Source organism: Bartonella sp. AC70YNML (genome assembly GCF_042196545.1).
In the GTDB taxonomy this organism is placed as follows: Bacteria; Pseudomonadota; Alphaproteobacteria; order Rhizobiales; family Rhizobiaceae; genus Bartonella.
In genome coordinates this window covers 67,377-80,328 of sequence record NZ_JBHIQK010000002.1, presented here as the reverse complement: position 1 = coordinate 80,328, position 12,952 = coordinate 67,377, and the positions used below count along the sequence as shown (strand labels likewise).

Sequence of the window (12,952 nt, the reverse complement as noted above, 5' to 3'; positions counted from 1 at the left end):
GGGAGCGAATCAATGAAATGAAAAGTGATGCTGTGATAGATCATTTTCTTGAGATGATGAGTGCGGAGAGAGGGGCTTCGCCTCATACGCTTGCGGCTTATCAGCATGATTTGCAGTGGGCACAAGACGAATTGTCTTCACACTCTGTTTCGCTTTTTTCAGCACAAAAAGAAGATTTAATTACCCTTTTGTCGCTTATGCATACTTTTGGTTTTGCGGCATCGTCGCAAGCGCGCCGTTTATCGACTTTGCGTCAGTTTTATCAATTCCTTTATGCTGAAGGGTTGAGAGCAGATGATCCCTCTCATGATATTGATGCACCTCGTCAGGGGCGTCCTTTGCCCAAAATCATGAGTGAAGATGCAGTGATAAAATTGCTTGATTTTGCGGAGTTAGAAGTCAATCAAGCAGACTATGGGTCCAAAGGTTATTTCCGTGCACTGCGTCTTCAGCTATTGATTGAAATGCTTTATGCAACAGGGTTACGTATTAGTGAGTTGGTGAGTCTGTCGGTTCAGTCTGTTCGAAGGAAAGAGTACAGCGTTTTGGTTCGTGGTAAGGGCAAAAAAGAACGAATGGTGCTGTTATCAAAAAAAGCATGCCAAGTTCTTTCACAGTGGTTAAATTTGCGTGATCAGGGAAAGGATGCTACGAGTTCTTATCTTTTTCCGGCGCATTCCGAGACAGGATATATTGCTCGTCAAGTCGTTGCACGGGAGTTGAAAAATCTCGCTAGAAGAGCAGGGATAGGAAGTGATAGCTTTTCTCCCCATGTGTTGCGTCATGCTTTTGCTAGTCATCTTTTGCAAAATGGTGCTGATTTGCGTGCCGTTCAACATTTGTTAGGTCACTCTGATATTGCTACTACTCAGATTTATACCCATGTGTTGGAAGAGGGACTTTATCGTTTAGTCAATGAGCATCATCCACTTGCCGATGAGCAAAAGGCTCGTTAAAGAAAAGGTGATGTTTTTGAAAAAGACTTTATAAAGCAAATTATAAGTGTATAAGTGACACTGAATGAGTTGACACAAATGTATAATTATCTTGATTTTGAAAAACCAGTTGCTGATCTTGATGGGAAAATTCTTGAATTAAAAAAAATTTCTCAGGAAAAAGGCAGTCTTGATATGAGTGACGAGATTGCTCGTCTTGAAACGCGTTCCCAAACAGCGTTGCGCGATATTTATAAAAAATTATCGCCGTGGCAGAAAACACAAGTTGCTCGTCATCCGGATCGTCCCCATTTTATGGACTATTCTAAACGCCTATTGAGTGACGTTACGCCTTTGGCCGGAGATCGCAAGTTTGCTGAAGATGAGGCTATTCAAGCGGGGTTTGCACGCTTTAAAGGTGAGGCCATTGCTTATATCGGTCAAGAGAAAGGTCACGATACGCAAACACGTTTGCGCTATAATTTTGGTTCTGCACGTCCAGAAGGCTATCGTAAAGCTGTACGTATTATGGAAATGGCTGACCGCTTTGGTTTGCCACTCCTCACTTTTATTGATACAGCAGGTGCTTATCCTGGGGTAAGCGCTGAAGAACGTGGGCAAGCGGAAGCAATTGCTCAATCAACAGCTACAACTTTGCGTTTGAAAGTTCCTGTGGTTTCCGTTGTTATTGGAGAAGGCGGTTCTGGAGGGGCGATAGCAATCGCGGCTGCCAACAAAGTTTATATGTTGGAGCACGCAATTTACTCTGTTATTTCACCAGAAGGAGCAGCTTCTATCTTATGGCGTGATCCAGCTCGTGCAAAAGATGCTGCAATGAATATGCGTATTACCGCTCAAGATTTGTATCGCTTAAAGATTATTGATGGCATTATTTCGGAACCTTTAGGGGGAGCGCATCGTGACAAAGAGATTGTCATTGATGCAACGGGTGATGTTATTTCAGAGGCTTTAAAAGCTATGGCTGGAAAAGATGGTCAAGTGCTTAAACAAGAGAGAAGGGAAAAATACCTTCAAATTGGTCGATCTCTAACATAGGTTATTTTTTGTGAGGGGTGTTGGATTGGAGTTTTATTCGATGACATTTAGCAGATTCCTCGCTGTTTGCGTGTTGTTTGTAATGGGACTATTGACAGCATGTGAAGGAAGATTACCAGCCTCTATTCGCGCTAAAGTTGAGCAGCCATTGCCGCAAGAAATTAAAAATAGAATGGTTCTGTATGATATAGATCCCTATGCACCGATTATGATGCGGTTTTTTAAGGAAGAAAATCTTGCTGAAGTTTGGAAGCAATCTCGTTCAGGACCTTTTATATTGGTTGCTCGCTATGGCATTTGCAAATGGTCTGGTAAGCTTGGACCTAAATATAAAGAAGGGGATCTTCAGACACCAGAGGGTTTTTATACTATTAGCGCAAACCAAATGAATCCTTATTCAAAATATTATCTCTCTTTTAATATAGGATTTCCTAACCTGTATGATCAGGAAAATGGTCGCACAGGAAGCAATCTTATGGTGCATGGTTCTTGCTTTTCCGCAGGTTGTTATTCTATGAGTGATAAGAACATGGCTCAGATTTATGCGTTTGCACGGGATGCTTTTAAAGGAGGACAAAGAGAGTTTCAGTTGCAGGCTTTTCCTTTCCGCATGACCGAGGATAATATGTCACGTCATAGCAAGAATCCTCATTATCAATTCTGGGTTATGCTTAAGAAAGGTTATGATTTTTTTGAAAAAAATCGTCAACCTCCAACTGTTGAGGTTTACGGAAAACGTTACGTTTTTAATCGCGATATTGATAAAACTTCAGTTTCTCTAATGCAGTGAGTGTTATTGTATCCTACAGCACCGTAAACACTATCACTTAATAATGGTGATACAGGATATGCAAAAACTTTGCACATAAGGTTTTTAAGTGAGTAGTCAATATTTTAAAGCGCAGAGTTTTTTCATAGAGCTTTATGTAAGTAAATCATATGAAGTGGGAAGCCAAGAGGAATTTTCTCAAGGAAGTTGGATTGTTTGCACATCGTTACTGGTCTCAACCTTCGTTTGAGTAAGTTAACATGAAATGTACCTCTCTTTTTATTCTTTTATGCTGTGAAATATTGTCTTGTCGTGCTGTTATAAGATACATTCACATATTTTAAAATGCGATATTGCCTCTGTCTGATTTTGGTTTTTTTCTTAACAGGGATTTTGATTTCAATTAGCTTGAATAAATATAGAGTTGAGCAGAATATTTTAGAACCAAGAATTTGGCCAATCGGTCTGTGAAATGAATCACATGAAGTTATTTGCAGATGAAGCGCATTTAGAGAGAAAACAATCTGTTTTCAGATTGATGGGTATTAATTTTTTTATCGTAACAATTTGATTTATAATGATAATTTAGTGTTTTCAAGTCAAATTAGAGCCCTGAATACCGTAAGATTTTCTCATTTCAAAGCCGTTCCATGTTGAATAAATTAAAACCATTTGCTTGCACGTTACAAGCGGGGATCGCTGCGTGGGTGAAATTGTACAAGAAAGACTAAAATGCTTTTTACAAACCGTTTTAAGTGCCAAGAGCTTGTTTCAACATTGGGAATTAGCAAAGTGTGTAATGGTGCCGGTTTGCTCCTTTAAAAGCATAAAGATGGTGGTGCCAATGAATTTAATGTTATATCATTGAAGGGGCGAAAAAATTAAAATTTTATTCCTGGAATGACCAGAGGATTTTCTAAGAGAGCTGTTTTATCTGCAGTATCTATTGCTGGTTTATTAAAAAAAGCATTGAGGAGCTTTTGTATTGCTTCTTTTTCAACACCATCGGCAATGATGACAAAACGTGTTTGTTTTATTCCTTTTGGCCATGCTGGCAATCTTATGGGAGGATGAAAAAATGTTTGTACGCCATGTAATACAAGTGGGCGATAAGGGTCATCACGCAATGCGATAATTGCTTTAATACGTAATAATTTTGTACCATAGCGCTCTTGTAGGAGATCTAAAAAAGCTTCAATTGTGGCGTAATCAACAGGATCCTCACAGTTTAGTGAAAAGGTACGAATGGTTTTATGGGGGGTATGATCATGTGGGGTAGTCGTAAGATTTTGTTTAAGTTTTGTATTTTCTCCTTTTTCATCCCATAATGTGTTATTTATTAATAGATTTGAACAGAAATCTTCAGAATGGGCGTCAATGATTTGTGCTGTGGGATTCATTGTTTTAAGTGTGCTAAGGAGTGTATCTGAAAGCGTTTGTGGGTCTCTAAGATCTGTTTTGGTGAGAATGATTTTATCAGCAAATATTAATTGTTTATATATTTCAGGGTAGCGCTTACATATGGAAAGTGGGCTTAATGTATCAAATGTTGCAATAACAGCATTTATGGACAATGTTTGAATAAACAATGGGTGGCTTAAAAGTATTTGTAAAATAGGGGCGGGATCAGCCATCCCTGTGGTTTCAATGATAATATGATGGAGTTGTTTGATCTGTCCTGTCTGAACGCGATTTATTAAATCAATTAATGTGTCGATGAGATCACTGCGTAAATTGCAACATAAGCAACCATTGGCAAGCTCAATAATTCCTTCTGTCGTTTTTTCAACCAGAAGGTGATCAATACTGATTTCGCCGAATTCATTGATGATAACAGCACATTCTGTTAGAAGAGGGGCTTGTAGCATACGGTTAAGCAAAGTTGTTTTGCCAGAGCCTAAAAAGCCCGTAATAAGCGTGAGAGGGATGCGCTTTATTTTCATGTTAATCATCAATCATAGTTTTGTTTTTAAAAAATATATCTCAGTATGTCGAACCAATTTATAATGGTGTCCGTGAGGGATATAATGGTTAATCCCCCATGAAATCTATTGTACCACTATCTTTACGCTTATAAAGATAGGTGCACGTGGGTATATCATACACTTTTTAGCGTCAATGTTATGATAATTCTTGGTTCTTGAAAGGATTTATAGGAAGGATTTTTATTCCTTGTTTTAATTATTTTATCTACATGTTCATCCATCTTGTGGCGCGCAAGAGACTGGTTTTATTGATTCAACAAATACAGATTTGAAATGAGAGAATCTTACAATACTTGTGGGTCTGACATAAGGTACAAAATAATTAATTATCATTATAAATCAAAGTATTATAATTAATTGTAGATTATGATTTATGGCTTTTTATAGAATGGTTTGCGTGCTTTTTATACGGAATATAGGGTTTTCTTAGTGGTTTTACTGTCATTTTAGGTGCTTGTGGCGTACGAATGAGGTGTACTGATAAAGGATGAGAAAAAGAAGGTGGAGCAGTGATAAAAGGTGAGGTGAGAATAATATTTCCTTGATCATCATATGAATTTGCATGCATTTTTATGGCTTCAGGTGTGCATGTTTGTTGTCTCATATTGTTGGCTTGTGTTATGTTGCTCCCATAAGGTTTTAATGTTGCTAGTGTTAATTGGGGGCTTCCTTGGTGCAAAAATCCTATTTCAAGAAGTTGTGCAGCTTTTTCTTCTCTTTCGCTTATGTTGTTAGCACCTAGAATGACAGCAATAATTGTACGTTTATTGCGGGTGGCTGAGGCAACAAGATTAAAACCAGAGGCACAGATAAAGCCTGTTTTCATACCGTCTATCCCATAAAAACGGCCAATGAGGTTGTTTGAATTATGCTGAATTTTTCGATTATTACCAAAATCAATGGCTGGAATAGAAAAATAATGAGCATATTGTGGAAATTCTCGACGTATTTGAACGGCTAAAAGAGCAATATCGCGTGCCGTGGAGTAGTTTTGAGGGTCTGGTAAACCACTTGCGTTTGCAAAATGGGTGCCAAACATGCCTAAACGTTTAGCTTCGCTATTCATTTTACGTACAAAATCTTTCTGTGAACCTGCAATGGCTTCACTCATGGCAATAGCTAAATCATTGGTAGATTTAACCATGGTGATACTTAAGGCTGTATCAAGTGTGAGTACAGAACCAGCTTTATAGCCTGAACGATATGAGGGAGCTTTTGCGGCGTATTCACTGATGGTGATATGTTTGTTTGGTGAAACTTCTCCTCGGCTCATGGCACGAAAAATAACATAAGCGGTCATTAATTTTGTCAAGGAAGCAGGATACCAACGCTCAAAAGCTTGATTATGTTTTAAGATACGCCTCGTTGTAACATCAACAGAAATAAAAGGCTGCGCTAGAGCGACAGCGCTGGATAAACTCAAAATCACAGAAAAAAATAAATTATAGAAGAGACGTTGCATTAATTTAAATCTAGTTCCCTCTTATTCGTTATTTAGAATTGTTTTAATGTAGCACACAAAGCTTTTAAGTCTAGGATAGGGAGGAAAGATGGTTAATTGCTGTATCCGTTGTGTCTGTGGGATAAAAACCAACACTCATTTTTATTTTCCCCTTGAATTTGGTTTGATGACTTAAGTATCTCAAGAAATACTTTTTAAATAATGAAGATTGTACAAGATTTCATGTTCTTGGAGGGATTGAATTTCTCAGAAAAGAATGAATCTGCATAATCATGCATTTTTCTTGCTCTCCTGTTAGGATAGCCCTTGGCACTTGAGACTGTTCGTAAAAAGCATTTTAATCTTTTCTTGTATCGTTTATTCACACAGATATCCCCGCTTGTAATGTGTAAGAAAATGATTCTAATTGATTCAACCTAGAATAGATTTGAAATGAGAGAATCTTACGGTATTCAGGGTTCTCATTCAAGTTGAATAACGCTAAAACATCCTTATAAGTCAATGAGATGTATGTTATTTAAATGATTTTAAAGAGAGGAAGAATTCTTTTTCAAAAAAATTTACACATTGATTATTTCTTATCATGTACATGTGTTTTATAATTTTGAATTAGAAAGTTTGAAGTATCTTTCTTATATTTTTGTTTCTTATACTCCGCTCAATATACAAAGTGATACACTATTCTTATCAATCAGTGCATTGTTTCATGATGATTTAGTTTTTGAAGTTTCTGAACAGCGTATGGTGGCATAGGAGGAGGGCTAGGATCTTGAGCTGCTAAGAGAAGCAGTTCATCACACGCTTTTTCAGTTTTTTGGACAAGTTGATCTAGAAAATCACGTTTGCTTAAACCTGCCTCTATCGGGGGAAGAATACGGACACGAATTGTTCCGGGATAGCGGCGAAAATTATTGCGTGGCCAATATAAACCCGCATTGTGTGCAATAGGAACAACTTGAAGTCCTAATTCATTATAGAGCGCGACAATTCCTGACTTATAATCTGGTTTTTGACCGGGTTGTCGGCGTGTTCCTTCGGGAAAAATCAAGATTTGGCGCCCTTGTTTTACTTTCTCTTTTGCTTTTTGTATAACCATTTTTAAGGCTTTGATGGGGGTTGTACGGTTAATGGGGATAATTTGTGTTTTTGCCATATACCAGCCAAACAATGGAATCCACATCAATTCACGTTTTAAAATGAGAGTGGGATCATCAAAATAGGGAACAAGACTGAAAGTTTCCCAAGCCGATTGATGCTTTGGAGCAATGATATAGGGTCCTTTGGGAAGATTTTCTAAACCTTCAATCTCATAACTTGTGCCTGCGATGTATTTTTGCAAAAAGAGTGTAACGCGTGCCCATGTTTTAGGGACAATCCATGCCTTTTTGCGGGGCATTAAAAAATAAACGGGAGCGTAAAGAATCATTTGTATGAAAGTTGTTGTATAAAAAGCGAACGTAAAAAGAATAGAACGAAGGATAAGCACTACATTTTCCATTTTATATCTATAAGAAGACTTCATATATAATATAATTCACATGAGAAAACATCTTCTTTATGTTTTTTCAAGCATCTATTTTTTCGGTAACTCATTTTCCGATATTTAAAAACAGAAGGGAAGAGGTTAATGGAATTACAAAAAGATAAACTTTTTATTCCACGGATTTTATCTATTGCGGGAACAGATCCTTCTGGTGGCGCTGGAATGCAGGCGGATTTGAAGGTTTTTTCAGCTATGAAAACTTATGGTATGAGTGTGGTTACAGCTGTTGTTGCACAAAATACTCAGGGTGTGCGTTCTTTTCAGGCATTAGATGCTTCTTTTGTTGCAGATCAAATTGATTCTGTTTTTGAGGATATCCATGTTGATGCCGTTAAAATTGGTATGGTTGCAAATGCTCAGATTGCACAGGTTATTGCAGAACGTCTTGCTTATCATAAAGCGCGTTTCATTGTTTTTGATCCGGTTATGGTTGCAAAAAGTGGTGATGTTCTTTTAAAGTCTGATGCAATTGAAATTATGCGTGATGTTCTTGTGCCGATGTCAACTTTGATCACGCCAAATTTGCCTGAAGCTGCACTGTTATTGGGAGGTGAAGTGCAATGGTCTTTAGAGACTATGTATCAATATGCTCCACGACTCTTGGCGCTAGGGTGTCATGCAGTTTTGTTAAAAGGGGGACATTTGAATACGATTACCAAAAATAGTACAGAAAATTACGATTGTTCTAGTCCAGATCTTTATTGTGATTGTGAAAACCTTTTTATACTTGAAGCCTCTCGTCTTTCAACCACTCATGATCATGGGACAGGGTGTACCATTTCTGCTGCCATTGCAGCTTTGTTACCTACTCAACCTTTGGATTGCGCTGTTAAACAAGCAAAAGATTATTTGCATGGCGCTTTAACTGCCTCAGATGCTTTAAAAGTAGGGAAAGGGCGAGGGCCGCTTCATCATTTTTATGCATTATGGAAAGATTAATACAACGGTTGATTGTGAAAAATCTTCATTCTATGAATTTGTGTCGTCATTATATGATGTTTTGGGCTTATGATTGATAAGTGTTAGCGCATTGTAGCTTAACAGTTATTTTGTATTAAGAAGGATAAGAAAAAATGTTATAATTTGCTTCTTTTATATATTTTTTACGATTAATCTATCCTGTTTCAGAGGCAATTTTGAGTATAAAAAAGAGAGCAAGGAATTGAAAATCAGGATTTGATAGCAAAAAGTGTAGAGGGAAAGACCTTTTACAAGGCGATATTAAAGCTGGCGGATCCACTATATTTGCTGTTTCTTATATTGGTGGCAAAACAGGATGAGTCAAAATCGTCATCAAAATTATTATATATCTAACATTTACATAGTTTTTGTCGGCACGGATAGGGTTTTCTAAATAGAAATTGATACTTCCTGATGGAATTATCAATGATCTTTCAGGTGATATGGTAAATTTTTTTCGGATATTACAACGTCATTATCCTTTTTTATGGAGATGCTTTATGGAATTATTGGCGTTTCAGATGAGTAGCCATGAGGAGTTTCAACATTTATACAGCAAGATCTAGAAATTTTTACGAATTTAGAGCGGACTTTAAGGTTTTTATATTTATAGTGATTAAATTTTAGCAAGAAGGTAGTCGATTGCACAATCGGAGTTTCAATAGACCTGTAGCGTGTGGTTTAATCTTTTCAAAATTGAATTTTTATTCTGTTGTTTAGCAGATGTTACCATTAAACATTTAAAATGGTCTAATTTTGTTGTGCACTATGACGATTTCAATACTTTATGTTACCTTATCTTGATTTGAAGTTATGCTTCTCATGTAAAATAGGATGCATTTATATTGTTAATTCACATGTCTATTTTAAAGAGATTTCTCTCAAAGTGTGTCACATCCATTTTATAATAACGTTCGTGAATGGTCTAAAGCCTCTATGAAGTGTATAAAGCTATTATGCTTCCCATTTTTACATTTTCAAGGTGAAAGGGGTACCTCCTATACTATTTGGGCTCCCAATTTTGCGATAGTCTTTGGTATTTCAGAGCGTTCAGAAGAAGAGTTTTTATTCCTTTCTTCAAGTGAATTTTATTGATGCCTCAATTTTTCCTGTTATGTGTGAGCAGATGATTGTGAGTGATTTTAATGTATAGAGATTTGAAATGAGATAATCCTATGATATTTGAGACGCTTGCTCAATATGAATAATGATAAATTATCTTTATAAACCAAGTTATTAATTTATTTTTGTATTGAAGATTATTCTGGATAAGAATTTGTTCAAGAAAGAGGATTATCAAATGATGTCTACGCTGTTTGCACAAGTACAAGGGAAAATTTCTTTTATCTTTCAAATGATGTGCCAGAAATCCCAAAAATTTAATTTACTCTAAATAATAGGTGAAAACAGTTTATTTCGTTTGAAAATAATTACAATTAGCGTGAGAGATTTTTCATCATCAACTGTAATATAGAAAAAGAAACAATACATATAAAGGACCTTTAAAAGTTTTTTTAAGCTCCTTTGGTTATTGTATAAAGCAAAAATTTTTTCTATTAATTAACTAACAGACTAACCATCTAACAAACTATGATGCAACTGTCGTTTTAAATGTTTTCTTTCGAGTTCTTCATAATTATCAGTAACATACAGTAGATTATCGATCATATAAAAAATTACATTTGTTCAACTTAGATTTGTGATAGATATCTTTTTAAGACAAATTAAAAAAATAAGAAAATTTGAGTGCGTCATTTGAAACAATTATGTTTGTAATAACTGATTTTAGCTTTTCACTATCAGTATTAAAGGGGATTGGTCAAGCTTCCTTGGTTATATCGATTGCTTGATCATATTTGAGTTTTGTTGAAAATAATAAATTTTTTAATTGATGAGCAAAAAAAGAGTTCATAGCTAAACCACTACGTGTTTATTGGAATAAATTTTAAATTTACCAAAGTTTGTAAAACCAAATTTTTTATAAATGCTAATTCCCTCGTGAGAGGCTTGCATACCAATTACATGACATCTCCTTCTTTTTAAATGCTCAATAGCAATTTTTGTCATGAATGTCCCAACACCTCTTTTCTGAAAATCCGGCTTGGAGACAATATCATACACTCCACCAATCCCATCTGCTTTAATACAAAAACATATTGCTACAGGATTATTATTTATATAACCAACGAACATCTCTACATCAGAGTCTTTTTTATAATAATGGCCTATTGCTTCATAAAATATAACCGCTTCTTCATCAAAAGGCTCGAATACTGATGCCATAACATTTCCGTAATCTCTAAAATCTTGAAGGGATTCAACTTCTTTGATTTTGAAGTTATCCGGCATAGAAGTAACATGTGAGTCTATATCTTGCGCTAAAGCTGCCATTCCTACCTCTGTTTCAACATGCTCTAAGCCAATAGATAAGAGAACTTCATCAACTTTATAATGAGACGAATGAGGTCAACCCACCAAGCTAAAGGTAGTTTCTGCGCATTAAAGGAATCGATAATAGACTTTGCCTGCTCTACAGGTATAGTTTTTTGTAAATTTTTAGCAGAGATAATATTGAATGTATCTGAAGCAAATGTTGAATTAATAGAAGACACGCCATTTGGAAAATCAACAATCTTTATTTTAGGGCACAATTTTGGTAAAAAACATACTTTTGAACAAAAATTATTCTCTAATGATAAGTCAATTTTTGATTTGTTTAACATTTGTTTTTCTTATCATTGCTCATCATTTTTAATTAATCTTTTATATGGTGGCTGTAAAAAATCCGTCTAAGTTCAAAATTATTATCTTAAATCTAAGCCCCCAATCCAATAGATGTTTCATAAGAAATTACGAAGCTTAGAAAAACTTTGAAAAAAATAAATTGATACAAAACCGAATGGAAAAATATACAAAACCTGCTGGCAAGCTACATACAGCTACAACAACCGATGACAAGCTATAACTCCACACAAGAACGAATAAATACAAAATTCAATGGAGCGGGCGATGGGATTCGAACCCACGACCCCAACCTTGGCAAGGTTGTGCTCTACCCCTGAGCTACACCCGCTTACCGATTCGATATATGTCTTGTCTGTATGGCGTAGGCTTCTACGAATTGCAACAAAAAAATATCATTTTAGTTTGATTTATTTTGTCCATGTTTAAATAAAATGAAATAAAGATTGATTTTAGAAAATTCTTCAGTAATAAATTATTCCTTTTTTAATTTTTGCATGGAGAGGGGTGGAGTATAATGTTGAAGAGAATAAATATATTAGGGATTATCATTGCAACTGTTTTTATGATGAACAGTGTTGCAAAGGCCGATGACCAAGTTAAACACGTTAAAGTTGCAATAACGCAAATTATGGTCCATCCTGCTGCGGATGCTGTTCGTAAAGGTGTGGAAGATGTGCTTGCAGCAAATGGTTATAAGCAAGGTGAAAATTTTCACCTTACCTTTTTATCAGCGCAGGGTAATATTTCAACAGCAACGCAAATTGCACGTAAATTTGTTGGTGATAAACCCGATGTTATTGTCGCAATTACCACGCCTTCAGCACAAACGATGCTTGCGGCAACAAAAACAATTCCTATCGTCTTTGCAGCAATTTCTGATCCTATCGGAGCTAAAATCGTTTCTTCGCTTACCAAACCTGGCGGTAATATGACAGGGAGTTCGGATCGTATAGATGTTGCAGAAAGTGTTAGACTTTTACAAGAAGTAAAACCAGATTTAAAAAAAATTGGTTACCTTTATAATGCTTCTGAGGCAAATTCTGTTTCGACACTTAAGGTATTAAAGGATGTAGCAAAAAAAGCAGGAATTGAAATCATTCCTTCATCGGCACCAAAACCTTCAGATGTTCAGGCAGCAACACGCGCTTTAATCGGTAAGGTCGATATTATTTTTGTTCCTGCTGATAATACGATTTTATCTGTTTTAGAAGGTGCAATAAAGGTCTCAGAGGAAGCCAATATGCCTGTATTTACTGTTGATGCTAATACTATCGGGCGCGGGCCTTTTATGACGCAAGGTGTGAATTTCTATGATGTAGGGGTTGATGCTGGGAAATTGGTTGTACGTATTCTAAAGGGTGAAAAGCCTGGTGATATTGATGTTGTGCAGGCGGCTAATAATGACATTCGAATTGATTTGAAAGCAGCTAAAAAAGCAGGGATTGTTATTCCGCAGGCAGTTATTGATCGTGCAACAAAAGTGATTCAATAACTTTT

General features: G+C 36.1%; 10 protein-coding genes and 1 tRNA gene. 5 read left to right on the top strand and 6 right to left on the bottom strand.

Annotation, left to right across the window (positions count from 1 at the left end):
* Positions 1–17: 17 nt before the first annotated feature.
* From ACFIMU_RS02525 to ACFIMU_RS02515, 3 genes are all read left to right on the top strand, one after another.
* The gene (locus tag ACFIMU_RS02525; protein WP_375606063.1) at positions 18–956 is read left to right on the top strand and encodes a site-specific tyrosine recombinase XerD; all 939 of its coding nucleotides are present in this window, start codon (positions 18–20) and stop codon (positions 954–956) included.
* Between the two features lie 78 nt (positions 957–1,034).
* The gene (locus ACFIMU_RS02520; RefSeq protein WP_375606222.1) at positions 1,035–1,991 is read left to right on the top strand and encodes an acetyl-CoA carboxylase carboxyltransferase subunit alpha; all 957 of its coding nucleotides are present in this window, start codon (positions 1,035–1,037) and stop codon (positions 1,989–1,991) included.
* A 40-nt stretch (positions 1,992–2,031) separates the two neighbouring features.
* On the top strand, positions 2,032–2,781 hold the full coding sequence (locus ACFIMU_RS02515; RefSeq protein ID WP_375606062.1) for a L,D-transpeptidase family protein: 750 nt from the start codon (positions 2,032–2,034) through the stop codon (positions 2,779–2,781).
* Between the two features lie 860 nt (positions 2,782–3,641).
* Here ACFIMU_RS02515 and ACFIMU_RS02510 read toward each other — a convergent pair.
* The 3 genes from ACFIMU_RS02510 to ACFIMU_RS02500 form a co-directional block, all read right to left on the bottom strand.
* Entirely contained in the window at positions 3,642–4,703 is a 1,062-nt protein-coding gene (locus ACFIMU_RS02510) for a CobW family GTP-binding protein (RefSeq protein WP_375606061.1), read from the bottom strand.
* A 406-nt stretch (positions 4,704–5,109) separates the two neighbouring features.
* Positions 5,110–6,207, bottom strand: coding sequence for a D-alanyl-D-alanine carboxypeptidase family protein (locus ACFIMU_RS02505; protein WP_375609965.1), 1,098 nt, complete (start codon positions 6,205–6,207; stop codon positions 5,110–5,112).
* Positions 6,208–6,898: 691 nt separating this feature from the next.
* Entirely contained in the window at positions 6,899–7,705 is an 807-nt protein-coding gene (locus ACFIMU_RS02500; protein ID WP_375606059.1) for a lysophospholipid acyltransferase family protein, read from the bottom strand.
* A gap of 129 nt (positions 7,706–7,834) precedes the next feature.
* Here ACFIMU_RS02500 and thiD point away from each other — a divergent pair, with 129 nt between their 5' ends.
* Positions 7,835–8,689 carry a bifunctional hydroxymethylpyrimidine kinase/phosphomethylpyrimidine kinase gene (gene thiD, locus ACFIMU_RS02495; protein ID WP_375614353.1) on the top strand — a complete coding sequence of 285 codons (855 nt, stop codon included), beginning with the start codon at positions 7,835–7,837 and terminating at the stop codon, positions 8,687–8,689.
* Positions 8,690–10,624: 1,935 nt separating this feature from the next.
* Here thiD and ACFIMU_RS02490 read toward each other — a convergent pair.
* The 3 genes from ACFIMU_RS02490 to ACFIMU_RS02480 all read right to left on the bottom strand — a co-directional run bounded on the left by ACFIMU_RS02490 (position 10,625) and on the right by ACFIMU_RS02480 (position 11,783).
* On the bottom strand, positions 10,625–11,101 hold the full coding sequence (locus ACFIMU_RS02490) for a GNAT family N-acetyltransferase (RefSeq protein WP_375696796.1): 477 nt from the start codon (positions 11,099–11,101) through the stop codon (positions 10,625–10,627).
* Between the two features lie 23 nt (positions 11,102–11,124).
* Positions 11,125–11,433 (bottom strand): hypothetical protein, encoded by a 309-nt coding sequence (locus ACFIMU_RS02485; RefSeq protein WP_375606056.1) that lies wholly within the window; start codon positions 11,431–11,433, stop codon positions 11,125–11,127.
* 275 nt (positions 11,434–11,708) lie between these two features.
* Positions 11,709–11,783, bottom strand: a tRNA-Gly gene (locus ACFIMU_RS02480).
* A gap of 186 nt (positions 11,784–11,969) precedes the next feature.
* Between ACFIMU_RS02480 and ACFIMU_RS02475 the strand changes: the two genes are divergently transcribed.
* Positions 11,970–12,947 carry an ABC transporter substrate-binding protein gene (locus ACFIMU_RS02475; RefSeq protein ID WP_375609962.1) on the top strand — a complete coding sequence of 326 codons (978 nt, stop codon included), beginning with the start codon at positions 11,970–11,972 and terminating at the stop codon, positions 12,945–12,947.
* Positions 12,948–12,952: the final 5 nt, after the last annotated feature.

Excerpts from the sequence above, each read along its gene's own strand:
- ACFIMU_RS02525 (WP_375606063.1), top strand. The coding sequence starts at position 18 with ATGAAAAGTGATGCTGTGATAGATCATTTTCTTGAGATGATGAGTGCG.
- ACFIMU_RS02520 (WP_375606222.1), top strand. The coding sequence starts at position 1,035 with ATGTATAATTATCTTGATTTTGAAAAACCAGTTGCTGATCTTGATGGG.
- ACFIMU_RS02515 (WP_375606062.1), top strand. The coding sequence starts at position 2,032 with ATGACATTTAGCAGATTCCTCGCTGTTTGCGTGTTGTTTGTAATGGGA.
- ACFIMU_RS02510 (WP_375606061.1), bottom strand. The coding sequence starts at position 4,703 with ATGAAAATAAAGCGCATCCCTCTCACGCTTATTACGGGCTTTTTAGGC.
- ACFIMU_RS02505 (WP_375609965.1), bottom strand. The coding sequence starts at position 6,207 with ATGCAACGTCTCTTCTATAATTTATTTTTTTCTGTGATTTTGAGTTTA.
- ACFIMU_RS02500 (WP_375606059.1), bottom strand. The coding sequence starts at position 7,705 with ATGGAAAATGTAGTGCTTATCCTTCGTTCTATTCTTTTTACGTTCGCT.
- thiD (WP_375614353.1), top strand. The coding sequence starts at position 7,835 with ATGGAATTACAAAAAGATAAACTTTTTATTCCACGGATTTTATCTATT.
- ACFIMU_RS02490 (WP_375696796.1), bottom strand. The coding sequence starts at position 11,101 with ATGGCAGCTTTAGCGCAAGATATAGACTCACATGTTACTTCTATGCCG.
- ACFIMU_RS02485 (WP_375606056.1), bottom strand. The coding sequence starts at position 11,433 with ATGTTAAACAAATCAAAAATTGACTTATCATTAGAGAATAATTTTTGT.
- ACFIMU_RS02475 (WP_375609962.1), top strand. The coding sequence starts at position 11,970 with ATGTTGAAGAGAATAAATATATTAGGGATTATCATTGCAACTGTTTTT.